Below are 310 nucleotides of genomic sequence, written 5' to 3'. Positions count from 1 at the left end.
GCCAAGACGTGGGCTTCCGGCTCCAAGTGGACCGGTGATGTGGACTACGACAAGGTTGGCGGCGACGTGAACAAGGCTGCAACCCAGCTGGGCGCGGAGATCCTCTCCCCGGAATACAAGCTGGTCACCCCAGAGAACGTAGCCTCCGCCCACGAGGCAGGCCTGCAGGTTCTGCCGTGGACGGTCAACGAGAAGCCGGACATGCAGGCCGTGATCGACGCGAAGGTCGACGGTCTGATCACCGACTACCCGACCCGTGGCATGGAAGTTCTCAAGGAGAACAAGCGCCAGGTTCTCTAGACGAGCTTGA

General features: G+C 61.9%; 1 protein-coding gene. It reads left to right on the top strand.

The window, feature by feature from the left end; genetic code table 11:
• The coding region (locus CYJ76_RS11925) for a glycerophosphodiester phosphodiesterase (protein WP_269148639.1) at positions 1–300 on the top strand (300 nt) is incomplete at its 5' end.
• Between the last annotated feature and the right edge of the window lie 10 nt (positions 301–310).

It is taken from the genome of Kytococcus schroeteri (assembly GCF_002847825.1).
GTDB classification, from domain to species: domain Bacteria; phylum Actinomycetota; class Actinomycetes; order Actinomycetales; family Dermatophilaceae; genus Kytococcus; species Kytococcus schroeteri.
The sequence above is the reverse complement of the archived record's forward strand: the minus strand, read 5'-3'. Positions and strand labels throughout refer to the sequence as shown.